The sequence below is a fragment of the Stenotrophomonas sp. YJH_SMC_73 genome (assembly GCF_059370155.1).
This window is the reverse complement of sequence record NZ_JCAFTJ010000006.1, coordinates 100,287-122,585: the sequence shown is the minus strand read 5'-3', so window position 1 is coordinate 122,585 and position 22,299 is coordinate 100,287. Positions and strand designations below refer to the sequence as shown.

The following is a 22,299-nucleotide window of genomic DNA, read 5'->3' as shown; positions in this document are numbered from 1 at the left end:
ATGAGTCGCCTGAAGCAATGGCTTCTTCGCCAGCGTTTCTTCTATGTGCTTATGGGGCTGAAGTACTACCTCGGCAACAATGTCGTTGCCCGCTTTCCGATCGAATGTGTTCGCCGGTTCTATCTGACCCGCGTGCTCAAGGTGGCGATCGGCAAGGACACGCACGTCAGCATGCGCTGGTTCGTCACCGGTTATCCGGTGCGCGCGCACGTCAGCATCGGTGACAACTGCGTGATCAACCGGGAGGTGTATCTGGATGGCCGGGTAGGCGTGGTTGTTGGAAACAACGTCAATGTTTCCTTCCAGACCTGCATCCTCAGCCTGCACCATGACCACAACGCACCGACCTTTCCCGCGATTGGTGGCGTGGTCACCATCCAGGACCATGCCTGGATCGGTGCCCGCGCCACCTTGTTGCCGGGCGTGACCATCGGCGAAGGTGCCGTGGTTGCGGCGGGTGCGGTCGTGGCACGCGACGTGGCACCGTATGAGGTGGTGGGTGGCGTACCCGCCCGAAAGATCGGTGAACGCAACCGGGATATCCAGTACCTCACCAGGTTCTCACCGTATTTTGATTCGGATATCTTCGATGAAACCGCAGGTTAAGAAACAAGTCCTCGTGTTCATGCTGGCGCCTTCGCTGCCGGCGGTGACGGGGGGCGACATCTATGCGGTGAACGCAGTTCTGCCGTTCGCCGAGGAGATCGACTACCACCTGTTCTGCTACGTCGGCGGCGACGCCGACCGACGCAAAGTCGAGCAGCATCGCGCGCTCTACGACAAAGTGTTCCGGTCGGTCCATCTCGAGCCTCGTCCGAAGATGCCGTTCGAGCTGCCCAAGGTGCAGCGAGCCCTGTCGATGGCGCGGCAGGCACTGCAGGGTCTGCCTTTCATCGATGCCAGCTACTACAGCCGCAGCGCCGTTGCGGCTGCACGTCGCATCGTCCGGGAACAGGGCATCGATGCGATCGAGGTCAACTCGACCCATCTGGCGTTCTTCCGTCGATTCTTGCCACAGGTGCCGGGCATCCTGCTGAGCCACAACATCGAAGCTGACATTTTTCCGTTCTGGATGCCGGCAGGCCTGACCGGATGGAAGCTGCGTTTCATGGAATGGGTTGCCAGCCGAAGCCGGCGAGCCGCGAAGGCTGTCGAGATCGACAATGCCTTCGGGTTCTCGGCGATGACCTTCATCTCTCGCCATGACATGTCGCGGGTTACCGACAAGGTCCCGCGCTACCTCATGCCGCTGCACTTTCCGTTGGGTACCACGCGTTTTGAAGACAAGCCGGATGATGTCTTCCACGTACTGTGGATGGGAGGCTTTGGCTGGTACCCGAATGCGGAGGCGGTGACCTGGTTTGCCGAGAAGATCCATCCGCTGCTGGCAGGCCAGTTGCAGGAGCGGAAGATTGTTCTGCACTTCTGCGGCGGCAATCCTCCGGAGGCGCTGCAGGCATTGCATGACGGCCGCAACGTTCTCGTGCATGGCTTCGTCGACGACCTGCAATCGCTGCTGGACAAAGCGCATCTGCTGATGGTGCCACTGCTGTCCGGCGGCGGCATCCGCGTCAAGATCGTCGAGGCGATGTCTGCCGGCATCCCGGTACTCAGCACCAGCAAGGGGTGCGAGGGCATCGGCGCGACCGACGGCGTGGACATCCTGGTGCGTGATGACGCAGAAGGGTTTGCCCGTACATTGCTGGAATGCGCGCAGGACCGAGCGCGACTGGCAGCTCTGTCGGCGGCAGGGCAGGATCTCATGGCGCGCGAGTATTCACAGCAGGCAAGCCTGGACGCCAAGCGAGCCGCCTATCGGCATGCGGGGGTGATGTGATGCAGGCAGCAGATACGCCGTTGACGGCTGCGCCGGTGGTTTCGGTACGTGGTGTCGGCAAGGTCTTCCGCATTTTCGACCGTCCGGCGCAGCGCCTGTTGCAGCCGGCAGCAAACCGGCTCCGGCGCCTGGTGGGCATGCAGCCGCAGCCGGCGCGCGTGTTCCATGCGTTGGACGACATCAACTTCGACATCGCGCCGGGCGAAACTGTTGGAATCATCGGCCGCAATGGCAGCGGCAAGTCGACGCTGCTGCAGATCCTGGTCGGTACGTTGCAGGCCAATACCGGCAGCGTGACCGTCAACGGGCGGGTATCGGCGCTGCTGGAACTGGGCGCTGGTTTCAACCCGGAATTCAGCGGGCGCGACAACGTCTACCTGGCAGGTGCCATCATCGGCCTGGGTTCGGCGGACATGACCCGCCTCATGCCTGAAATTGAAAAATTCGCCGATATCGGTGAATTCATCGACCAGCCTGTCAAGACCTACTCTTCGGGCATGTTCGTACGGCTCGCGTTCGCCGTGGCGATCCACGTGTCACCCGATATCCTGGTTGTGGATGAAGCGTTGGCAGTGGGCGACACCGCCTTCCAGACCAAGTGCCTTACCCGCATTCGCAAGATGCAGTCTGAAGGCGTCAGCATCATCCTGGTTACCCACTCCACCAATACCCTGCTGGAATACTGCGACCGGGGCATCTACCTGCGTCGCGGACGGGTCGTGCTGGACGGACCGTGCCGCGAGGTTGTCAAGAAGTATGCCGACGACCTGGTGGACGAAGAAGGCGGAGCCGTGATCTATGCGGACGAGGCCCTTGCCAGCTTGCAGGACGATGGCCTGCCTGCAGACGCTGCGGCATTGCCGGCAAGCGAAATCACCGGCGTGGAGATTCTCGACCTGCAGGGGCAGCCAAGGACGACGTTCGGCCATGGCGAACAAGTACTGGTGAAGGTCGCCATCCATGTACGCCGGCGTATCGAGCAGCCCTGCTATGGAATTCAGTTGAAGAGCGTGGATGACATCGCCCTGTGGGCTGGCACCACCCAGAACATGAGCCTTTCGCCGCTGCCGACGGAACCGGGCGATTATGTTTTCGACTGGCAGTTGACGTTGAATGTCACCGGCAACCGCTATGTGCTGGCACTGGGCATCGGTGACCTCGACACGGGCGAGTACCACCGTCACTCACGCGTGCCCTACGCGGGCCATGTGGATGTATTGCCTCAGCCCCATTCCGGTCATGGCTGGCTTGCTCCCGCCCCTCGCTTCACCGCACCAGTGAGAACTGCATGATGACGCACTCCAAGCCAGTATTCAGGGCCCTGGTCGTGGGTTTCTATGGGGCACCCAACGTGGGCGACGAGGTGCTGCTGGACCTGCTGGTCCGTCGCATCCGCGAACTGGGCGGCGAGCCGGTGGTTGCCAGCATCGATCCCTCGTTGACCCGCCGCATGCATGGTGTGGATGCCGTGCAGTTTGCCAATGTCGGGGACATCGCTCGTGCATTGATGCATTGCGACGTACTGGTGATGGGGGGCGGCGGCATCTTCCAGGACCATCATCCCTTCAACCTCGATGCGGTGTACCTCCCTTATGCGAACGACATTTCCGGCTATGCACGGCCGATGCTGCTCGCGCGGCAACTGGGAGTGCCGACAATCGTATGGGGGCAGGGGGTTGGGCCGCTGAGTTCAGAGGGCGCACGCACCCTGGTGCGCGAGTTGTTCCAGCATGCGGCCGCCGTATCCGTGCGGGATGAATCATCCAAGGCACTGCTGCGCCAGATCGGCGTGGATCGGGATATCCTCGTTGCCGCCGATCCGGGATGGTTGTTCCGCCGCTATCACCCATTGCCGGCGCAACAGGCTGCGCATGATGCAGGCCAGCCGCAGAGCAAGGTACTGGCGGTGGTGGTGCGTGAATGGGACAAGGGGCAGTGGAAAACGTCCCTGGTGGAGGCGTTGCGCACTGCAGTTCCTGCAGGATGGCGGATCCAATGGGTGGCGTTCCAGGCCCATACCGAAGGCAGTGGCGCGACGTCCGACCTGCCCTTGATCGAATCGCTGCGCCAGCAGCTACCCGGGCGCAGCAATGATGAACTGATCGCACCGGCAACAACGGATGCGACCTGGCAGACAATCGCCAGCGCTGACGCGGTGCTGTCCATGCGCCTGCATGCCAGTATCCTTGCCCTGCTGGCGGGCAAGCCCACCGCAGGCCTTGAGTACGACGACAAGCTGTCGCATGCCCATGCGATGGCTGGAATGCCGTCGATTCTGAGGCTGTCGATCGACGATGGCCCGGAGCGCTTCGTGCAGGCGATCGAATCGCTGGTCACCGAAGCCTGGCGGCCGGATCCGCAGGTGGTGGACAGCCTGGAAGTGTCCGCCAGCGCGCACCTGCAGCTGCTCGACGGCTGCTCCTCCCTGCCGCCGGTGCCCCTTCGCTTCGACGCAACCTCCACAGACTGGTTGTCACTGTGGTTGCGACAGGCACTGGTCGAGCTTGAACAGACCCGGCAGCAGAGCCAACGTGCCCACGATCTACTGCTGTTCCGGGACCATCAGCTTGCCGAGCAGACGACGCAGAACACAAACCTGACGCAGCAACTTGTCGAGAAGCAAAAGAAGATGAATGAAGACATGGTCCGCCTGGATGCGGCTCAAGGCCAGCTGCAGGAGAATGCGCAGGCATTGCAGCAGATCAGGCAGGAAAGTGCGCAGGCACTGGAGCAGATCAAGGAGGAAAGTGCGCAGGCACTGCAGCAGGTCAAGGAGGAAAGTGCGCAGATGCTGCAGCAGATCCAGCAGCAGTTGGCAGGCAAGCAGGCCTATATTGATGACAAGGAGGTCTACATTGCGATCCTGCTGCAGCAAATCGAACAGGTGCAGGCCGAGCTGGCGCGCAGCCGTCAGGAGACCGCCGATGCGCTGAATCTCTGGCGTCGCCTGCGTAGGTTCCTGCAGTTGCTTCGCCGCGACCTGGTGCGCCTGCTGGCCGCCCCCTTCAAGTTGGCTTCGGTCTGGAGGCGGCACGGGTTGAAGGTCGCACTGCAACAGATCCCGCGACGCATGAAGACGCTGGGTGTTCCTCAGACCGCTGCCACGCAACAGATGGCGGAACCGCCACCGCCGATGGTGCGACCGGTTCGCCGCGAACGCCTGCTGGTGATCGCCAACACGTTGACCACCGACGGCTGGCCCAACCGGGCGATGCACTTCGCGAAGGCGGGCGATCGTGCCGGCTTCTTCGTGCGCATCACCGCGGTGGATGGAAGTGCCTGGCCGGACGACGGCAGCGGCCTGCCGGCGCGTCTCGCTGTCGATGCGCACGCCTGGCTGCAGGAAGTGCGCGCCGAGGGTACTCGCGTTCTGCTTGCCGATGCATCGCCGGAGGCGCTGGGCCTGGCCCGGTCGGCACGTGAACGCGGTGCCGAAGTGATCGTCGACCTCGCTGCACTCGGTGCGGATTCTCTGTCCGCGGAACTGCGCGTCCTTACTGATCGCGTTGTCACCGGAACCCCGGAGCAGAAGGTCGATGGCCTGCCGTCGCGCTTCCTGGGCGCGGCTGGAGACAATGAAATCTTCGACTCCTACCGCAGTCATGGGCTGCCGCAGGCATATGAGGACGGGCGGCAACATGTCCTGTTCGTTGTCCTCGGCGGAGACGGCGACGCCTGGCTTGATGCCGCGCTGAAGGCGTCCCCCGATCTCGTTTTCCATGTCACGGGAATGAACGTGGATGGCCGCGACAGCCGCCAGGTACGTGCCCTCGATTGGTCGTGGCAGCCGCAGCAGATGGCTCCGCTGATCGCCGGCGCGCATGCGGTTGTCATCGTCGGCGGGGCCGGGGACCGCACGCGCCTTGCCGACCTGTCAATGGCGGCGCTGCTGCTGGAGAAGCCGGTGTTTGTCGATGCGCTGCCGTCATTCGCACCGTCGCCCAACCTGCATCGGGTGGATGCCGCGCAGCTGTCCGCACAGCTGGCCGGCGCCACTGCGTCGGAAGACTACGCATTCATCGCCCGCCACGCCTGGCTGGGCCATGTCGAGCAGTTGATGCAACCGGAGTATCCGCTGTCGGTAAGCGTGGTTGTGCTGATCCACAACAACCGCCGCATCATTGAGCGCTGCGTGAGCACGTTGCTGGAGCACGCCGGGGAATGGCTGCAGGAAATCGTGGTTGTCGATAACCAGTCCAGCGATGGCGGCGCCGAACTGGTTGAATCGCTGTACGCAGGGCATGCCAAGGTGAAGCTTGTGCGCAACAGTGAGAATGGATGCTCCTCGGGTCGCAACCTGGGCGTCAAGCATTCCACCGGCCGTTATATTGCGTTCTTCGACTCCGACCAGTGGTTGACCTCTCCGTCCTGCTTCAGTGAAGCCGTGAACATCCTGGCGGCCAACCCCGGTGTCGGCACCATCGGCTGGAATGCAGGATGGTTCGACGCCACGCGTGATGACCTGGGTGGACCCATCTCCGACTACCTTCCCAATCGCGGCATGAACAACGAGGCCCGCATCAAGGGATACCGCGATGACGTGGGTTTCCTGGGGACCAGCTGCATGTTCATTGCCCGTGACCTGTTCGAGCGTCTGGAAGGCTTCGATGTGTTCTACGACCCTACGTGCTTCGAAGACACGGACATCTGCTTCCAGGTGAAGAAGGCTGGTTATTCGGTGGCGTTCCGTGACCTGGCCGGTGTCCGTCACCAGCCGCACCAGACTACCGGTGCCAGCGAGGGCAGCGAGCGCTACAAGCGGCTGTTCAACCGCAACGCAGCCTACTTCCGCGACAAGTGGAAGGGGTATCCGGAGTTCTTCGTGGACCTCAAGTCCTGGCATTGAGCGAGGCAGAGACGGCAATGGGGTGGGGCAAGGTCAAGCGACGGCTGCTGGAAGCCATGCTGATGTTCGGCCCTGGGTTGTACAGTCGCTGGTCGATGTCACGGTCCACAGGAACACCCGCGGAGGTTCCGTCGACGGAACGCCCGCGGGTGCTCCTCGTGGACCATGATTTTCCCGAGATTGACCGTGATGCGGGATCGCGCGCGATCTCATGCTTCGCTGACCTGTTGGTCGATGCCGGCATGGAGGTCGTCTTCTGGTCGGCAACGATTGAGCCCTCCGCAGCTGGGAGAGCTGCCCTTGAAGGGAGAGGCATCACCCCATTGAGTCGACGGGAAACGGGGGCACTGGACGGATGGTTGGCGACGTTCGGAGGAAGTTTCATCGGGTCGGTGTCAAGCCGCCCACTGATCGCGGCCATGTATCTACCGGTCCTGCGCGCGGCGATTGCCGGTACTCATCTCTATTACGGGCACGACATCCACTATCTGCGGTTGCAGTTGATGCGTGCTACGTCCAAGGCCACCCTTGCCGATCATTGGCAGTGTCTGTTGATGAGAGTGGTGGAACAGCGGGCGTGGAGAAATGCCGACGTAGTTCTGTATCCCTCTAAAGATGAGGCTGAAACAGTGAACCGTTACCTTGCTGATCGCGGCTTGGCCGGGAACGGCGAGATGTTCCCGCTGTGGACCGTGGATGCAGGATCCATGCAGCACACGCCCGGCCCGGGCAAAAGATCGGGATTGCTGTTCGTTGGCAGCATGGCGCATGCACCAAACGCAGATGGTCTGGACTGGTTTCTGCACAAGGTGCTGCCCTTGCTTCAGCGGGGGGGACAGGCGCCGGTCCTCACCGTGGTGGGCTCCGGTATGGAGAACTACCGTGTGCCCCAGCATGCCTCTGACACGGTGCGTATTCTCGGTCGCATCGATGATGCTGCATTGGAGCGCTGTTACGCGTCTACGCGCCTGGTCATCGCGCCGTTGCGTTTCGGCGGCGGGGTCAAGGGGAAGGTGATCGAGGCAATAGGGCAGGGTGTTCCAATCATCTTGACCGGTGCGGCCGCGCAGGGCCTGGCTGGAGTCGAGGATATACTGCCGACTACCGATGACCCGTCGAAGTTTGCTGCTGCCATCCAGGCGCTGGATCAAGACGACCAGGCTTGGTCAGCCGCGTCTACCAAGGCGCGCCTGTTCCTGGCGGAACACTATGACCATCGTCAATTCGTGCAAAGGCTCAGGCACCTGCTGCTGCATTCCTGATCGGGAGTGAAGTCCTGTGATGCACGAGACTGTCCATGGGGCAATGTGCCCTATCGCTCGCTGGATCGGCTGCAGGTAGCCGCGCGGGCCTGCCCAACCATGCCGTTGGCTCACAAAGGGTTGGCTTGGCCATCATCCAGTCGAGTAGCATTCCGCACGGGATACGACGTCTTCAGGGCAGTCAAAGAGCCGATTGGGCCCGTTCACCGCCATCGGTACCTCGGCCTGGATGATGCTAGGCCGGTCAAATTCAGTTGGGCGAATCTGGAGTTAGGGGAAGATATGGATTGGAGTAACTTGGCTGGGCGGGCGCGGTCGCAGCTGCACTCGATGTGCACTGATGCCCCGAGCCATGGCGGATTCAAGATGGTGGCTGCGCTTCTGTCCATGCTGCTCGTGGCATCCGCTTATAGCCAACTATCGAATCTGCATGTGTTCGGTCACGATGAAGTTCACTACAACCACTATTTCCAGCTGAAGCTGTTGCAGGATGGCCGGTGGCTGAACTACATCTTCAAGGATGTGCTTGTCAGTATTGACGCGTCGGCTTGGTTCGCCGCGTATATCGCCGCACATCTTTTGCTGGTCTATCGCATTGCGCGCCGCGCAGGCCTGTCGGTTGCACTGGCACTGATCATTTCGGCCGTCGTTTCGATCTCTCCGCCAGTCGTGGAACAAAGCATGTGGCCGGCCACTGCGTTCTCGGCAGTTGCAGTCCTGATCCTGGCCGAGGTGGTCACGCGGCGAGTGGCGATAGCACCGGTTGCGGTCTATGCGGCGCTCGGGATCCTTCTGTTCGGGACGATGCAGAGCTACTACTTCCTGGTCCCGCTCCTGTTCATCGGCGAATTCGCGTCCGAACAGCGGAGTGCTCGAGATCGATGGAGGTTGTGGTTGCAACACACGCTCAGCTGGGTGGGAGGGGCGGTACTCGGCGCTTTGGTCATGTCGATGATGCTGCTGCTGCTGGCAGGGCATTTCGGTCCGCAGGTGGATGACTGGCGATCGCCACATCCGGCCAAGGATCTTCCCTCTTTATGGCAGAACGTAAGCTACGTCATTGGATCATTCGGGAAGTGTGTAGCTTCCATTGGCAAGGCCTCGAACCTGGATGGTTGGTTGCTGTTGGCAACCGTGCTGCTGCTCGTTCCATTCGCCGTTCGCCGGAAGGGTTCAATCCAGATCCTGTTGACGCTCGCAATGGTCGCTGCGGCGTTCCACGCATTCTCGATTCCGTTGGCACCAGTAATTACCACGCGCAGCCTGATCGCGCTGGTACTTGGACTGGCGCTGTTTTTCGGCCTTCTTGGAGGCGGGAATCGTATCTCACGGGCGGTCGTATTCCTCCTCCTGCTGGCGGGCGGTATTGGATTCCAAGCACAGGCCCGTACGTTCCTCCAGACCCAGGTGGAAACGACCTCCTTCCTGTTTGAGAAGATCCACACGCTATTGCCATTGCCGGCAGACCGGTATTCAGTACTGGCGGTTTCCGGCCGCATGCCGGGTGGCAAAGAGCCAGCTGCCACTTTCAACAACGAATACTTGATGAATTCGGTGGTGGTGGCTACCGGGGCCAGGAGTTTTGTTGATTGCCGGACGCACGAGGCAGAAGTGTGCGCGATGGCGGTGGAAGGTGACGCCGTGAATGAAACCGGGCTGGGTGAAGGGCGACTGAGGCTCTTCCAGGATGCAAAGGGTGGCGCGGTCATCGTCTATAGCGATGACTGATCAGGCGCCGCCAGTGCGTCCGGCCCGACGTAGATCGCAGCGGCTCCCGTGCAAGGAGGTCATCGCCATTTCCTTGCTGGGGCAGCATCGTGGTGGTTTGCCGCGCTGATCTCTATCCCGCCTCGCCGGACTTTTCTCCGGCGAGGCCACTGATACGGAGGCGACCCGATCCAGGTCCCTCCATGCAGATCATTCAGATCTGCTTCCGGTAATGTGCGTACGCTGCAACGAGCATGTCCTCGTCATTGCGTGTGGGATGCCAATCCAGAACTTCCTGCGTAGGTGCAATGTCGACCACGTAGTTGATGTCGGCGATCTGATACTGCTCCCGATGCAGCAGCGGTTTGCCCAGCTTTTCCAGAAGCGACAGGGTCATCTTCAACGGCTTGGCGGGTACCGGCACTACAATCGAGCGCGAGCCGATACGCTTGATCGTATTGCGCAGCAACTGGCGAACTGGTGGTGCATCGCCCGATCCCAAGCTCAGTGCGACGGCGGGGAATCCCTTCTCGACCGCAGCAAGAATTGCGCTGACGACATCCTCCACGGCGATCATCTGGTAGCGGTTCCGACCGCTGCCGATGGTTGGCACGGGAAGGCCAAGGTCCATCAGCCGGAACAGCTTGATCAGGATGCCAAAGCGTCCGGGGCCCACAATCATGCGTGGACGCAGGACGGTAATCAGGTAGCCCTCGGTTCGTGCTTGTTCGCACAGTTGTTCCGACGCCGCTTTGCTGCGTCCATACGGCCCCAACGGGTTGCGTCGGTGCGTTGGAGGTACAGGCAGCGATTCCGGCAGCCCGTACACCATGTCCGTGCTGGTATAGATCAAGCGTGGCTGGCGCAGTTTACGCATCCACTTCAGTACATTGGCTGTACCGGTAACGTTGACCTCGGCGAACCAGGCGTCCTGTTCTTTTGCCGGCACGGCGTTATGGAATTGCCTTGCCGCAAGATGGTGGACGACATCACCTTCATCCAATGGCACGCGCGACAGCGCCGCAGTATCCAGAATATCCAGCTGGTGATGGACGACCCTGCCGGAGAATTCTGCAGGCAGAGGCAGCAGGTCAACGGTCTGAACCTGCTGGCCCTGTGCAAGGAGGGTCCGGACGAGATGCGATCCGGTGAAGCCTGAGCCACCAATGACAATATGCTTGGTCACGGCTCAGCCCCCACGCGCGACGAGAACGACGCCAGCACAGATCAGCGCGATTCCAGCCAGCTTCATTACGCTGACCGGTTCACGGAAGAACAGATATGCAGCACCAACGACAATCACGTATCCCACGCTCAGGAAGGGATAAGCGAAACTCACCTGGACCTTGGAGAGGACGTACATCCAAAGCACGATGCTGATCGCATAGCACGACAGTCCGCTGAAGACCCACGGATTGAGGACAACGCGGATGGCGCCCTGTGCGAGCTCAAGCACGCCCTGGTTGGTCACCAGCGAAACATTCGGCATGCCTTTGCGAAGAAAAAGCTGCGCACTCGCATTGAGGGCTACGGAGAACAGAATGAGTGGGATGAATTTGAGATACATGCGATCAACTTTGGAATGATGAGGAGGCATTACCAGTGGCGTGTCGCCGCCATTACGATGATCAGCCCGGCGAGGCCGACGCCCTGGCTGACGCGGTCGCGCGCTGCGAACACGATGGGGTCATCATGCATGTCGCCCCGGTGGGCGACAAACCAGGCACGGCTGATCCAGTACAGCAGCACAGGACAGAGCAGCCAGAGCACTTGGGGCGTGGCGTACAGTCTGAGGCTGTCAGGGCTGTTGATGTAGAGGGCGAAGACCAGAACGCCGATGTAGCCCGCAGCTGTCCCGAATGACTGCACCAGCGGCAGATCGGCCACGGAGTATCCGCGACCGGAGGCTTTCTGCTTTCCCTGCGTTGCAGCCGCGGTTAGTTCGGTATAGCGCTTGAGAAGGGCAAGGCTGAGGAAAATGAACATCGAGAACGCGAGCAGCCAGAATGACCGTGGCGAATCGATTGCAAAAGCGCCGCCGATGATCCGCACGGTGTAAAGCGCCGCCAACACCACGACATCGATCATCACGATGCGCTTGAGCGTGAACGAATAGGCCAGGGTCGTGATGAAGTAGATCAGCAGGACCAGTGCAAACGCAGGACTTGTCCACAGCGCCAGTGCGAAACCGGCCAGTGTCAACAAGGGGGTGGCGACCAGGCCATGAAACAGGGGCAAGGTCCCGGCCGCGAATGGTCGCTTCCGCTTCCGTGGATGCTGCCGGTCTGGCGCCAGATCCAGCAGGTCGTTCAGCAGGTAAACGCCGGATGCGCACAGGCCGAAGGCAAGGAAGGCGAGCGCCGCGTTTACTACGGCTTCTGGTTCGAACAGACGGTGCGCGGTAAGCAGTGGAACCAGTACCAGAAGGTTCTTCAGCCACTGGTACAGCCGCAGGGCCTTGATCCAGGTGCGGAGCCCTCCGGGCTGTCCAGGCAGGTGGTCGATCAACCGGGTTTGCGCGCGGGCCTGGTTTGCCAGCGATCCGGTGGCGTTGACGACGACAGCACCTGCGGCGTGCTTCCAGACCGGCAGGTCAACGCGGTGGTTGCCGAGATAGTCGAACCCCCGTTCCCCATAGCGCTCGACGAGGGCTTCAGCCTTGGCGTGCCCGGCCAGATTGCGGGCCCCATCGCTGGCGATGACCTCGTCAAAAACGCCGAGATGATCGGCGATCGGCTGGACCAACAGCCGGTCCGAGGCGGTGCACAGGACACGCGGACGCTGCGGTGTCGCGCGCAGCATGGCCACGACACGCTCATCGTATGGCAGGGTTTCAACCTGCAAGGCCACCCGGGAAGCGAGCTGGCGCTTAACATAGGCCTTGCCGCGCAGCAGCCAGAACGGTACCAGCAAAGCAAACAGCGGGTTGCGCGCCAGCAGGGCCAGCAGTGATTCGTACAGCAGGTCGCTACGCAGCAGCGTCCCGTCCAGATCGACGCACAGGGCTGCTCCCGGCGTCAACTCACCGGATCCAGCCGGTACATCATTGTGATGCGACATATGCCGCAGTTCCCCTCATCCAATAGTGCGGGGAGTATACGAGGGGGAGTTACATTGCGACAGATTCAGGTACCAGCGCGGGGGCGTGAAGGCAGCGCATCCCGGGACAGGCTGGAGCAGCCGGTTGAGCCGTCGCAGCCGGGGCCAAGTGCAGACGGTGCAGGGTAATCAGCTCGCAGTCCTCCGTAGCGCAGGTCGTTTGTCCAGGCACCAGCGTCAAGGTGAGCTGCCCGCCGGCGGCGCTGGACAGGCCTGCCAGGTCGATGGGGTATTCACGCGTCCCTGCTTCGATCTGAAGCAAGCCGAGCGGGGCGTCGTTGGCCAGCACCGTGAGCTCGCGAGGTGACTGCGCCGACAGTGAAAGGACTGCCTGCAGCCGGGCGGGCTCGGATGGCAGGCGCAGTCGTAGCGAGGCGGCCGCGCCACGAACGCTGCGCCCTTGGGGAGAGGGACCGTGCCAGCCACAGGAAATGAAACGATTGCTGGCATCGGCGCTGAAATCCACCGACGATCCCACAGGCAGTGCCTCGTAGGCAGGCAGCAGGGTATAGCCATCCAGTCGCACCGCAGCGTCTGGCGATACGCCGACACGGACTTCAGCCAGGGGCAGGTCTTCAGGGAATACATACCTGGCTTCCAGCATCGTCCCGTCACGTCCATCGGCCTTGTCCAGCAGCGCATGGCGGTCGTAGGTCTGTGCCCCGTAACTGGCAACGACGTCGGCCCAGGCACCGTTGGCGGGGTGGGCCACGCCCTGCAGGCTGAGGGTGTAGTTGCCTGCGCACAGATCCTGGTAGGCGCCATAGGCCAAGGTCCCTTCCGCACCCTGCGAGAACAGCTTTCCATCCATCGCTTCACCGACGATCGTATGGCTCGCATCGAAGTGGGTGCGGATGATGAAATCGTTGCGCAGCTGGGACGCCGGGGGCGCTTCGCGTGCAGCCTGCAGCAGTTCCGGCACCAACGCGCCGGCCTTGAGCGATTGTTGTGACACCACGCGAGCCGTTCCGTCAGCGCTCCCCCACAGGCACCACTCATCGGCGGGCTGCCGTTCGTCGAACGCAAAGCAACGATCAATGTAGAGGACCTGGTGGGAATCACCGCCGGCCAGAAGGTGGCCAGAGCGGATGCCGTTCGTGCCAAGCTGGGCAATTCGGCCGCGGTCATCGGCAGCGATGGCCAAGGGCGGAGTCAGCGTCTGCTTACCCAACTGGATGACGCCATCCACCAACTGCAGGTGATCGTCGATCCGGCCCAGCTCCCATAGCGTGCTGGAATAGGCCATGAAACCTGGCAGGTGGTCCTCGCTGGCATCTGGTTCCCGACCGGGTCGGACACTCAATGAAGTACCTGCGCCCTTCACGGAAAGCTGTGAGCGGCCAAAGCCGAGTGCCACTCCCCCTTGCAGGGCATCAAGCAGTGAGGCGCCCGTATCGAGGGTGGTCGCGGGTCGATCAACCTGCCTCGCGCGCAGGTCGCTGCCGAACATGAGAAGAAGGTTGCTGCGATCAGCATCTCGCAGCAGGTCGGCAATGTCGTTGGGCAGGGCCAGATGGTCCGATGCAACAACAATGATTGTATTGCGAGCGTAGGGACTGGCGCGGATGCGGCGTACGAAATCAGCAACCAGTCGGTCCGAGCAATGGATTGCGTCGAGCATCGGCCTGCGCTGGCCAAGCCCCTCATAGGCGACATCGAGGCAGGCATGGGGGATGTGTCCGCTTGGATGATGTGTATCCAGAGTCAGGCCGACGAGGGCGAAAGGCGTGGTCTGCTGCGAGAGCGCAGCGAAGCGGTCCCAGAGCGCATCCAACAGGACATCATCGTGGACGCCCCATGGCGAGAAACGGTTGTCGCCCAGCTTCAGGCTCTTGAAATAGGAGCGATCGCGTACCGTGCCGAAGCCGTGGCTGGCGAGGAACTGTCCCTTTCCAGCGAAATCAGAAGCGGCGCCTCCGATGAACTCGACGTCGTATCCGCGCTCGCGCAGGTGATCGGTCAGGCAGTACGCGCCAGGCAGGAAGCGGCCGATGCTTGCATAGCCATTGGCGTCCTGGCTGAGGGAAAGGGGGACGCCGCACAGGGAACTGACCATGCCGGCGATCGTCCACGTGCCGCCTTCGCGCGAGTCCACGTGCCGGAAATCCACGGCCTCGCTGCGCAGCTTGTTCAACTCTGGCGCAAGGCCAGGGAATCGCGACTCATCGAGATAGGTGCGCTCGAAGCTTTCGGCGTAGAGAATCACCACGTTGCGGTGATTCCCGAGCGGGGCGTCGGGACGTACGTACTGGTCCCCTTGTGCCGGTGCAAGACGTGCCTGCCGATCCTGGCGTACCAGTGTCGCGACGTCGTAGACGATCGGATTGAAAACCAGCGTCGCCAGCAGAGAAGCCGCGAACAGGGGACCGGCGGGTGCCCACCTCCGTGCCGAATGCAGGCGGGGCATGAAAGCGAGGGCCAGGCATGCCACCAGTGCTGCCGAAAGCAGGCCGATGGGCAAGCTGAAATCAGCGGCGCCTGCGCCGCGCATGCCTGCGCGCAGATGATAGATCACGGCGTAATCGATGCCGTTGCCACTGAGTGCATCAATGAAAAGCCAGATCGCCAGCAGTGCTCCGCAGAGCGCAGTGACCAGCAGCTTCCATCGCTGTCCATGTGTGCAATGTCGCGCAAGCAACGCGAGCATTCCGATCCATGCCGCAAAAAACAGGCATTTCATCGCCATCTGCATTCTCTCCCTCCGGTTGGAGCGATGGGAGGGGAAATGCTACAGAATCAAGACAGCGCAAAAGGCGTGTTGCAATATGCCGACATGTTTTGACGAGTGGCAGGGTGGGCAATGTCTGCCCACCCTGCGAGTTGCTACGCAGGTTTCGACTACAGCGCCTTTTCCAGCTCCGGCAGGATTGCAAACAGATCGCCCACCAGGCCGATATCGGCAATCTCGAAGATCGGCGAATCCGGATCCTTGTTGATCGCGACGATCGTGCCGGCATCCTTGATACCGGTCAGGTGCTGGATGGCGCCACTGATGCCGACGGCCACGTAAAGTTCCGGGGCGATGATCTTGCCGGTCTGGCCGACCTGCAGGTCGCTGGGCACGTAGCCGGCATCAACCGCAGCACGCGAGGCACCGACGGCGGCACCGAGCTTGTCGGCCAGCTGGAAGATGACCTTGAAGTTCTCTTCCGAACCGACACCACGGCCACCGGAGACCACGCGCTTGGCGCTCTGCAGGTCCGGGCGGTCGCTGGCACCAGCGGCGAGGCCGACGAAGCGGGTGTGGGTCGGCAGGGCAGCATCGACGCTGGCCGCCTCGATGGTCGCGCTGCCGCCCTGGGCGGCTTCCGGCCACGAGGCGGCACGCACGGTGGCGACCACGATCTGGTCGGCCGGGGCTTCCACGGTGATGATCGCGTTGCCGGCGTAGATCGGGCGCTTGAAGGTGTGGCTGCCTTCAACGCTCATCAGGTCGGAAACCTGGTTGACGCCCAGCAGGGCGGCCACGCACGGCATCAGGTCCTTGCCGAAGGTGGTCGACGGGCCGAACACGTGGGTGTAACCCTTGGCCAGCTGCGCGATCTGCGGTGCCAGCACCTGGGCGATGGCCTGCGCGTTGGCAGCGTTGGCCACGGTCAGGACCTTGGCGACGCCAGCGATCTTCGCGGCCTCGGCAGCCACGGCAGCCGGATCGGCGGCCAGCACCAGCACGTCGATGCTGGCGCCGCTGATGGCGGCAGCAGCGCTGACGGTCTTGGCGGTGGCGGCGTTGAGCTTGCCGTCGTGGTGCTCGGCGATGACGAGAATCCTGCTCATTACAGCAACCCCTTCTGCTTGAGTGCGGCAACCAGTTCGGCCGCGTCCTTGACCATCACACCCTTGCTGCGCTTGGACGGCGCGGCGTACTGGGTGGTCTTGAAGGTGTCGGCGGCTTCAACGCCGAGGTCGGCCAGCTGCAGGGTCTCCAGCGGCTTGGCCTTGGCCTTCATGATGTCCGGCAGCTTGATGAAGCGCGGCTCGTTCAGGCGCAGGTCGGTGGTGACCACGGCCGGCAGATCGACTTCCAGCGTTTCCAGGCCGGCGTCGACTTCGCGGGTCACCGTGGCCTTGCCGTCGGCAATGTCCAGCTTGCTGGCGAAGGTCGCCTGCGGGCGCCCCCACAGCGTGGCCAGCATCTGGCCGGTCTGGTTGGCGTCGTCGTCGATCGCCTGCTTGCCCAGGATCACCAGGTCCGGCTGTTCCTTCTCGATCAGCTTGAGCAGGGTGCGCGCGGCGGTCAGCGGCTGGATGGCCTGGTCGGTGACCACATGGACGGCGCGGTTGGCGCCCATGGCCAGGCCGTTGCGCAGGTGCGCCTGGGCATCGGCCGGGGCGATGGTGGCGACCACGACTTCGCTGGCGATGCCCTTGTCGCGCAGGCGCAGGGCCTCTTCCAGGGCGATTTCATCGAAGGGGTTGGGGGACAGCTTGACGCCGTCGGTGACCACGCCGGAACCGTCCGGCTTGACCTGAATGCGGACGTTGTAGTCCACCACGCGCTTGTACGCGACGAGGATTTTCATCTGGTACGGGGTCCTTCAATAACGGAGAGAACGTCCGGTCCTCGCACAGCAACCGGTTCGGGGGTGGGACCCCGATTCTAACTGGCCTTTGTCGACCATGCGAATGCGTATGGTGAAACGTCGTCCTGTATCCACGTCGCCTGAATGGCTACTCTAGCGGCCGGTTCCGCTGCCCCGCCACATGCCTTCATTGACCTCGCCCCCTCCATACCGCCTGCTGCTGGCGATTGCCGTTGCTGGTGTGGCCATGCGCCTGCTGTTCGTGCAATGGATCCCCTTGCAGCCCGTTGCCGATTTCGGCCGCTATCTGGAGGTTGCCAGCAGCGTTGCCAGCGGTGGCGGCTTCCGGATTTCAGGCATTTCCTATGTGTCCCAGCCTCCGTTGTACCCCGGAGTGCTCGGCGCCTGGTTCATGCTCACCGGCGTGAACGTGGGCGCGGGCAAGATTCTCAATGTCCTGCTCTGGGCCGGCACGCTGGTTTCGTGGGTCGGTCTGGGGGTGCGCCTCCAGCTGCGCCCGGCCTGGCAGGTTGCCTCTCTGGCAGTGCTGGCATTCCATCCGGCGCTGGTCGCCTACAGCAATGTACTGGGTACCGAATCGCTGTCACTGTTCCTTGCCGTGTTCGGCATGCTTGTGGCGGTCGTGCGTTTTCCGGGCCGATGGCTGCTGCTGGGAGCCGTGCTGGCACTTACCGCGTTGAACCGGCCACAGATGCTGCCGTTGCCGGGAGCCGTGGCACTGGCGTTGCTCCTGCGTGATGGGATGCGCATCGCCACCTGGCGGCGGATCAGCATGGTGGTGCTGGGTTTTCTGCTGGTACTGGGGCCGTGGACCCTGCGCAACGCAGTTCTTTTCGGCCAGTTTGTGCCCGTCAGTGCAAACAGCGGGTATGTGCTGATGGTCAACAACAACGATGCCAATGCGCATGGCGGGTGGATGCCCTTGAAGGATGTCCCCCTCCAGGCTGACGACAAGGCCCGGTTCGCCGATGCTGGATTTCCCCAAGGGTTCTTCAGCGGAGAAAGCGAGGACTGGAAGCTCCGCCACTGGACGCCTGCGGCCGACGTGATTGGCTCAGCAATTGGCCGCCGTTGGATTTCCGAACACCCCGGCCGCTTCCTGGAGTTGGCGCTGCTGCGCGTGCGCGGATCGTTCGATGTCGGCAGCCTCCTGCATTGGCCGTTCCTGGAGAGAGGCGGTGCTCCGGTGTGGCTGGGTAGGTTGACGCTGGCACTCAACATTGCGTTGACGGCCTGGACGATGGTTGCGCTGCTGCGCATCTGCCTCCACCTGCGCCGCTGGCAGCCCGTTCATTGGCTTGCCGTGGCCACACTTGGCCTGGGAATGGTGTCGATCCTGCTGTTCGAGGGGCAGGGACGCTACCTCCTGCCACTGGTCCCAGGGGCGCTGTTCATCATTGCCGCCGCGGGCAGGCTACGCTTGCCCAGCCGGATCAACGCTTGATATCCCGTGGTCCTCCGAACCCTTCGCTGCAGACACGTCCCAACCCGTACCAATCAGGAGAACAGGTAGTGCCCACATGGCTCGTCACCGGCGGTGCCGGATTCATTGGCGGTAACTTCGTTCTCGAGGCCGTCGCACGCGGCGTCAAGGTCATCAACCTCGATGCACTGACCTACGCCGGCAACCTGAAGACCCTGGCCAGCCTGGACGGCAACCCGCAGCATGTGTTCGTGCAGGGCGATATCGGCGACAGCGCGCTGGTCGCCCGCCTGCTGACCGAGCACCAGCCCGATGCAGTGCTGAACTTCGCCGCCGAAAGCCACGTGGACCGCTCCATCGACGGCCCAGGCGCCTTCATCCAGACCAATGTGGTGGGCACCCTGGGTTTGCTTGAAGCGGTACGCGACTACTGGAAGGCGCTGCCGGCCGGACAAGGGGCGGCCTTCCGCTTCCTGCATGTGTCCACCGATGAGGTGTATGGCACCCTGGGCGAGACCGGCAGGTTCAGCGAAACCACCCCGTACGCCCCGAATTCGCCGTACTCGGCGTCGAAGGCCGCTTCGGACCACCTGGTGCGTGCGTTCCACCACACCTACGGGCTGCCGGTGCTGACCACCAACTGCTCCAACAACTACGGCCCGTATCACTTCCCCGAGAAGCTGATCCCGCTGGTGATCGCCAAGGCGCTGGCTGGCGAACCGCTGCCGGTGTACGGCGATGGCAAGCAGGTGCGCGACTGGCTGTTCGTGTCCGACCACTGCGAAGCGATCCGCACCGTGCTGGCCAAGGGCCAGGTCGGCGAGACCTACAACGTCGGCGGCAACTCGGAAAAGCAGAACATCGAAGTGGTGCAGGCGATCTGCGCACTGCTGGACCAGCGCCGTCCGCGCGAGGACGGCAAGCCGCGCAGCAGCCAGATCACCTATGTCACCGACCGTCCTGGCCATGACCGCCGCTATGCGATCGATGCTTCCAAGCTGAAGAACGAGCTGGGCTGGGAACCGGCCTACACCTTCGAGCAGGGCATCACCTTCACCGTCGACTGGTACCTGGACAACCAGGACTGGGTCAACGGCGTGCTCGACGGCAGCTACCGCCTGCAGCGCATCGGCACCACGGACTGAACCCAGGAGACACCATGACCCAGCGCAAGGGCATCATCCTCGCCGGTGGCTCCGGCACCCGCCTATATCCAATCACCAAGGGTGTCAGCAAGCAGCTGCTGCCGGTGTACGACAAGCCGATGATCTACTACCCGCTAAGCGTACTGATGCTGGCGGGCATCCGCGAAGTGCTGATCATCAACACCCCGCACGAGCAGGCGCTGTTCCAGCAGTTGCTGGGCGACGGTTCGCAGTGGGGCATGGACATCCAGTACGCGGTGCAGCCGAGTCCGGATGGCCTGGCCCAGGCCTACCTGATCGGCCGCGACTTCGTGGCTGGCAAGCCGAGCTGCCTGGTGCTGGGCGACAACATCTTCCACGGCCACGGCCTGCGCGAGGTGCTCAAGCGTGCTGACGAGCGCGTGCACGGCTCGACCGTGTTCGGGTATTGGGTCAATGACCCGGAACGGTATGGCGTGGCCGAGTTCGACCAGGGCGGCAAGGTGATCGATCTGGTGGAGAAGCCGGAAAAGCCGCGCTCCAACTATGCGGTGACCGGCCTGTACTTCTATGACGGCAAGGCCTGCGATTACGCGGCCGAATTGAAGCCGTCACCGCGTGGCGAACTGGAGATCACCGATCTCAACAAGCGTTACCTGGCCGAAGGCGACCTGCACCTGGAGGCGCTCGGCCGTGGCTATGCGTGGCTGGATACCGGTACCCACCAGTCGCTGCTGGAAGCATCCAACTTCATCGAGACGATCCAGACCCGTCAGGGCCTGCAGGTCTGCTGTCCCGAGGAAATCGCGTTCGGCAAGGGCTGGATCGACGCTGGACAATTGGAAGCGCTGGCCGCGCCGTTGATCAAGAACAGCTACGGTGAATACCTGCATAAGCTCGCCGTGCGTGGAGTCGTTCCATGAAAGTGATTGAAACCCGGTTGCCCGGCTGCGTGGTGATCGAGCCGGCGGTGTTCGGCGATGCCCGCGGTTACTTCTTCGAAACCTGGAATGCCGAGCGCTTCGCCGCGCTGGGCCTGCCGGACCGTTTCGTGCAGAGCAACGTCTCCACCTCTGCGCAGGGCGTGCTGCGCGGCCTGCATTACCAGTGGCCGCGGCCGCAGGGCAAGCTGGTCAGCGTGCTGGAAGGCGAGGTCTATGACGTGGCCGTGGATATCCGCCGCGGTTCGCCGACCTTCGGCCAGTGGGAAGCGGTGGTGCTGAGCGCGGAGAACAAGAAGCAGTTCTGGATTCCGGAGGGCTTTGCCCATGGCTTTGCCGTGTTGTCCGAGCGTGCGGTGTTCAGCTACCTGTGCACCGAGGTTTATCTGAAGGACTTCGATGCAGGTGTCCGCTGGAACGACGCCGACATCGCGGTGGACTGGCCGGTGAGCACACCAACGCTGTCGGCCAAGGACGAGAACGCGCCGTTCCTCAAGGACATTGCTGAAGATCGCCTGCCGGTCTACGTGCCATGACCGTGCTGGTGTTCGGTGGCAACGGGCAGGTGGGCCAGGAGTTGCTGCGCGCGCTGGCACCGCTGGGCAAGGTGGTTGCGACGACCCGCAGCGGCGTTCTGCCCGACGGGAGTACCTGCGAAACGGCCGACTTTGCCCGGCCCGACAGCCTGCCGGCATTGCTGGACCGCGTGCAGCCATCGGTAGTGGTCAATGCGGCGGCTTACACCGCTGTTGATCGCGCCGAACAGGACGTCGATGCGGCCTTCGCCGCCAATGCGCAGGCACCGGGCGTGATCGCGCGCTGGTGTGCGGCGCATGGCGTGCCGTTCGTGCATTACTCCACCGACTACGTGTTCGATGGACAGGGCAGCGTGCCCTACCGCGAGGACGAGCCGACCGCACCGCTCGGCGTGTATGGCACCAGCAAGCGCGATGGCGAGGACGCGGTGCGTGCGGCCGGTGGCCGCCATCTGATCTTTCGCACGGCGTGGGTGTATGCCTCGCACGGCGCGAACTTCCTGCGCACCATGCTGCGCGTGGGCGCCGAGCGCGATGCGTTGCGGGTGGTGGCCGACCAGATCGGTACACCGACGCCGGCCGCGTTGATCGCCGATGTCACCGCGCAGGCACTGCAGCATCCTGGGCAGTTGTCGGGTACCTGGCACCTGACCGCCAGCGGCCAGACCAGCTGGCATGGCTTTGCCGAGGCCATATTTGCCGAGGCGTTGGCCAGCGGCGTGTTGGCCAAGGTGCCGACGGTCGAGGCGATTCCCAGTTCCGAGTATCCGACCCCGGCCAGGCGCCCGGCCTGGTCGGTGCTGGACAACCGCAAGCTGCAGCAGGATTTCGGCGTCGTGCTGCCGAGCTGGCAGGATGGCCTGAAGCGGGTGATGGCGGAGCTGGCCTGACGGCCGTAGCGCCGGGCCAAGCCCGGCGACGCAGCGCTGCCGGGCCGATCAGCAACGGGTCAGAGCCCGTTGCGCAGCAACGGGATCCGA

17 protein-coding genes are annotated in these 22,299 nt (G+C 62.8%); 11 read left to right on the top strand and 6 right to left on the bottom strand.

Translation table 11 applies throughout. The annotated features are described in order from the left end of the window. The 6 genes from AC5P8R_RS11595 to AC5P8R_RS11570 all read left to right on the top strand — a co-directional run bounded on the left by AC5P8R_RS11595 (position 1) and on the right by AC5P8R_RS11570 (position 9,673). Positions 1-606: an acyltransferase gene (locus tag AC5P8R_RS11595; protein WP_069118025.1), complete on the top strand. Its 606-nt coding sequence runs from the start codon at positions 1-3 to the stop codon at positions 604-606. Beyond that, positions 590-1,837: a glycosyltransferase gene (locus AC5P8R_RS11590; protein WP_053494791.1), complete on the top strand. Its 1,248-nt coding sequence runs from the start codon at positions 590-592 to the stop codon at positions 1,835-1,837. Before AC5P8R_RS11595 ends, AC5P8R_RS11590 begins: the two co-directional genes overlap by 17 nt. Then, positions 1,837-3,129, top strand: a complete 1,293-nt coding sequence (locus AC5P8R_RS11585; protein ID WP_053494792.1) for an ABC transporter ATP-binding protein — start codon at positions 1,837-1,839, stop codon at positions 3,127-3,129. Before AC5P8R_RS11590 ends, AC5P8R_RS11585 begins: the two co-directional genes overlap by 1 nt. Then, the gene (locus AC5P8R_RS11580) at positions 3,129-6,683 is read left to right on the top strand and encodes a polysaccharide pyruvyl transferase family protein (protein WP_495223427.1); all 3,555 of its coding nucleotides are present in this window, start codon (positions 3,129-3,131) and stop codon (positions 6,681-6,683) included. The genes AC5P8R_RS11585 and AC5P8R_RS11580 overlap by 1 nt, the downstream gene beginning before the upstream one ends. Beyond that, positions 6,680-7,945 carry a glycosyltransferase gene (locus tag AC5P8R_RS11575; RefSeq protein ID WP_126411698.1) on the top strand — a complete coding sequence of 422 codons (1,266 nt, stop codon included), beginning with the start codon at positions 6,680-6,682 and terminating at the stop codon, positions 7,943-7,945. The genes AC5P8R_RS11580 and AC5P8R_RS11575 overlap by 4 nt, the downstream gene beginning before the upstream one ends. Before the next feature lie 366 nt (positions 7,946-8,311). Beyond that, positions 8,312-9,673, top strand: coding sequence for a glucosyltransferase domain-containing protein (locus AC5P8R_RS11570; RefSeq protein ID WP_188239221.1), 1,362 nt, complete (start codon positions 8,312-8,314; stop codon positions 9,671-9,673). 193 nt (positions 9,674-9,866) lie between these two features. Here the strand turns inward: AC5P8R_RS11570 and AC5P8R_RS11565 are convergent, their stop codons facing one another. The 6 genes from AC5P8R_RS11565 to AC5P8R_RS11540 form a co-directional block, all read right to left on the bottom strand. After that, complete coding sequence (locus AC5P8R_RS11565; RefSeq protein ID WP_069118022.1) at positions 9,867-10,838, bottom strand: NAD-dependent epimerase/dehydratase family protein; 972 nt, start codon at positions 10,836-10,838, stop codon at positions 9,867-9,869. Between the two features lie 3 nt (positions 10,839-10,841). Further along, a complete protein-coding gene (locus tag AC5P8R_RS11560; RefSeq protein WP_053494798.1) occupies positions 10,842-11,219 on the bottom strand; it encodes an SMR family transporter in 378 nt (125 codons plus the stop codon). Positions 11,220-11,248: 29 nt separating this feature from the next. After that, positions 11,249-12,655 carry a UbiA family prenyltransferase gene (locus AC5P8R_RS11555; protein WP_053494813.1) on the bottom strand — a complete coding sequence of 469 codons (1,407 nt, stop codon included), beginning with the start codon at positions 12,653-12,655 and terminating at the stop codon, positions 11,249-11,251. Between the two features lie 106 nt (positions 12,656-12,761). Beyond that, positions 12,762-15,443 (bottom strand): sulfatase-like hydrolase/transferase, encoded by a 2,682-nt coding sequence (locus AC5P8R_RS11550; protein ID WP_495223426.1) that lies wholly within the window; start codon positions 15,441-15,443, stop codon positions 12,762-12,764. Positions 15,444-15,589: 146 nt separating this feature from the next. After that, positions 15,590-16,528: an electron transfer flavoprotein subunit alpha/FixB family protein gene (locus AC5P8R_RS11545; RefSeq protein WP_014645853.1), complete on the bottom strand. Its 939-nt coding sequence runs from the start codon at positions 16,526-16,528 to the stop codon at positions 15,590-15,592. After that, positions 16,528-17,274, bottom strand: a complete 747-nt coding sequence (locus tag AC5P8R_RS11540) for an electron transfer flavoprotein subunit beta/FixA family protein (protein ID WP_014035896.1) — start codon at positions 17,272-17,274, stop codon at positions 16,528-16,530. The genes AC5P8R_RS11545 and AC5P8R_RS11540 overlap by 1 nt, the downstream gene beginning before the upstream one ends. 247 nt (positions 17,275-17,521) lie before the next feature. Here AC5P8R_RS11540 and AC5P8R_RS11535 point away from each other — a divergent pair, with 247 nt between their 5' ends. From AC5P8R_RS11535 to rfbD, 5 genes are all read left to right on the top strand, one after another. Next, positions 17,522-18,739, top strand: coding sequence for an ArnT family glycosyltransferase (locus AC5P8R_RS11535; protein ID WP_169412132.1), 1,218 nt, complete (start codon positions 17,522-17,524; stop codon positions 18,737-18,739). 68 nt (positions 18,740-18,807) lie between these two features. Continuing rightward, complete coding sequence (rfbB, locus tag AC5P8R_RS11530) at positions 18,808-19,863, top strand: dTDP-glucose 4,6-dehydratase (protein ID WP_142235411.1); 1,056 nt, start codon at positions 18,808-18,810, stop codon at positions 19,861-19,863. Between the two features lie 14 nt (positions 19,864-19,877). Beyond that, positions 19,878-20,765, top strand: coding sequence for a glucose-1-phosphate thymidylyltransferase RfbA (rfbA, locus tag AC5P8R_RS11525; protein ID WP_445978492.1), 888 nt, complete (start codon positions 19,878-19,880; stop codon positions 20,763-20,765). Then, positions 20,762-21,319 carry a dTDP-4-dehydrorhamnose 3,5-epimerase gene (gene rfbC, locus AC5P8R_RS11520; RefSeq protein ID WP_262088251.1) on the top strand — a complete coding sequence of 186 codons (558 nt, stop codon included), beginning with the start codon at positions 20,762-20,764 and terminating at the stop codon, positions 21,317-21,319. The genes rfbA and rfbC overlap by 4 nt, the downstream gene beginning before the upstream one ends. Then, a complete protein-coding gene (gene rfbD / locus AC5P8R_RS11515) occupies positions 21,316-22,209 on the top strand; it encodes a dTDP-4-dehydrorhamnose reductase (protein WP_227864100.1) in 894 nt (297 codons plus the stop codon). The genes rfbC and rfbD overlap by 4 nt, the downstream gene beginning before the upstream one ends. The last annotated feature ends 90 nt before the right edge of the window (positions 22,210-22,299 follow it).

Coding starts and splice junctions, on each gene's coding strand:
- AC5P8R_RS11595 (WP_069118025.1), top strand. CDS start 1: ATGAGTCGCCTGAAGCAATGGCTTCTTCGCCAGCGTTTCTTCTATGTG.
- AC5P8R_RS11590 (WP_053494791.1), top strand. CDS start 590: ATGAAACCGCAGGTTAAGAAACAAGTCCTCGTGTTCATGCTGGCGCCT.
- AC5P8R_RS11585 (WP_053494792.1), top strand. CDS start 1,837: ATGCAGGCAGCAGATACGCCGTTGACGGCTGCGCCGGTGGTTTCGGTA.
- AC5P8R_RS11580 (WP_495223427.1), top strand. CDS start 3,129: ATGACGCACTCCAAGCCAGTATTCAGGGCCCTGGTCGTGGGTTTCTAT.
- AC5P8R_RS11570 (WP_188239221.1), top strand. CDS start 8,312: ATGGTGGCTGCGCTTCTGTCCATGCTGCTCGTGGCATCCGCTTATAGC.
- AC5P8R_RS11560 (WP_053494798.1), bottom strand. CDS start 11,219: ATGTATCTCAAATTCATCCCACTCATTCTGTTCTCCGTAGCCCTCAAT.
- AC5P8R_RS11550 (WP_495223426.1), bottom strand. CDS start 15,443: ATGCAGATGGCGATGAAATGCCTGTTTTTTGCGGCATGGATCGGAATG.
- AC5P8R_RS11545 (WP_014645853.1), bottom strand. CDS start 16,528: ATGAGCAGGATTCTCGTCATCGCCGAGCACCACGACGGCAAGCTCAAC.
- AC5P8R_RS11540 (WP_014035896.1), bottom strand. CDS start 17,274: ATGAAAATCCTCGTCGCGTACAAGCGCGTGGTGGACTACAACGTCCGC.
- AC5P8R_RS11535 (WP_169412132.1), top strand. CDS start 17,522: ATGCGCCTGCTGTTCGTGCAATGGATCCCCTTGCAGCCCGTTGCCGAT.
- rfbA (WP_445978492.1), top strand. CDS start 19,878: ATGACCCAGCGCAAGGGCATCATCCTCGCCGGTGGCTCCGGCACCCGC.
- rfbC (WP_262088251.1), top strand. CDS start 20,762: ATGAAAGTGATTGAAACCCGGTTGCCCGGCTGCGTGGTGATCGAGCCG.
- rfbD (WP_227864100.1), top strand. CDS start 21,316: ATGACCGTGCTGGTGTTCGGTGGCAACGGGCAGGTGGGCCAGGAGTTG.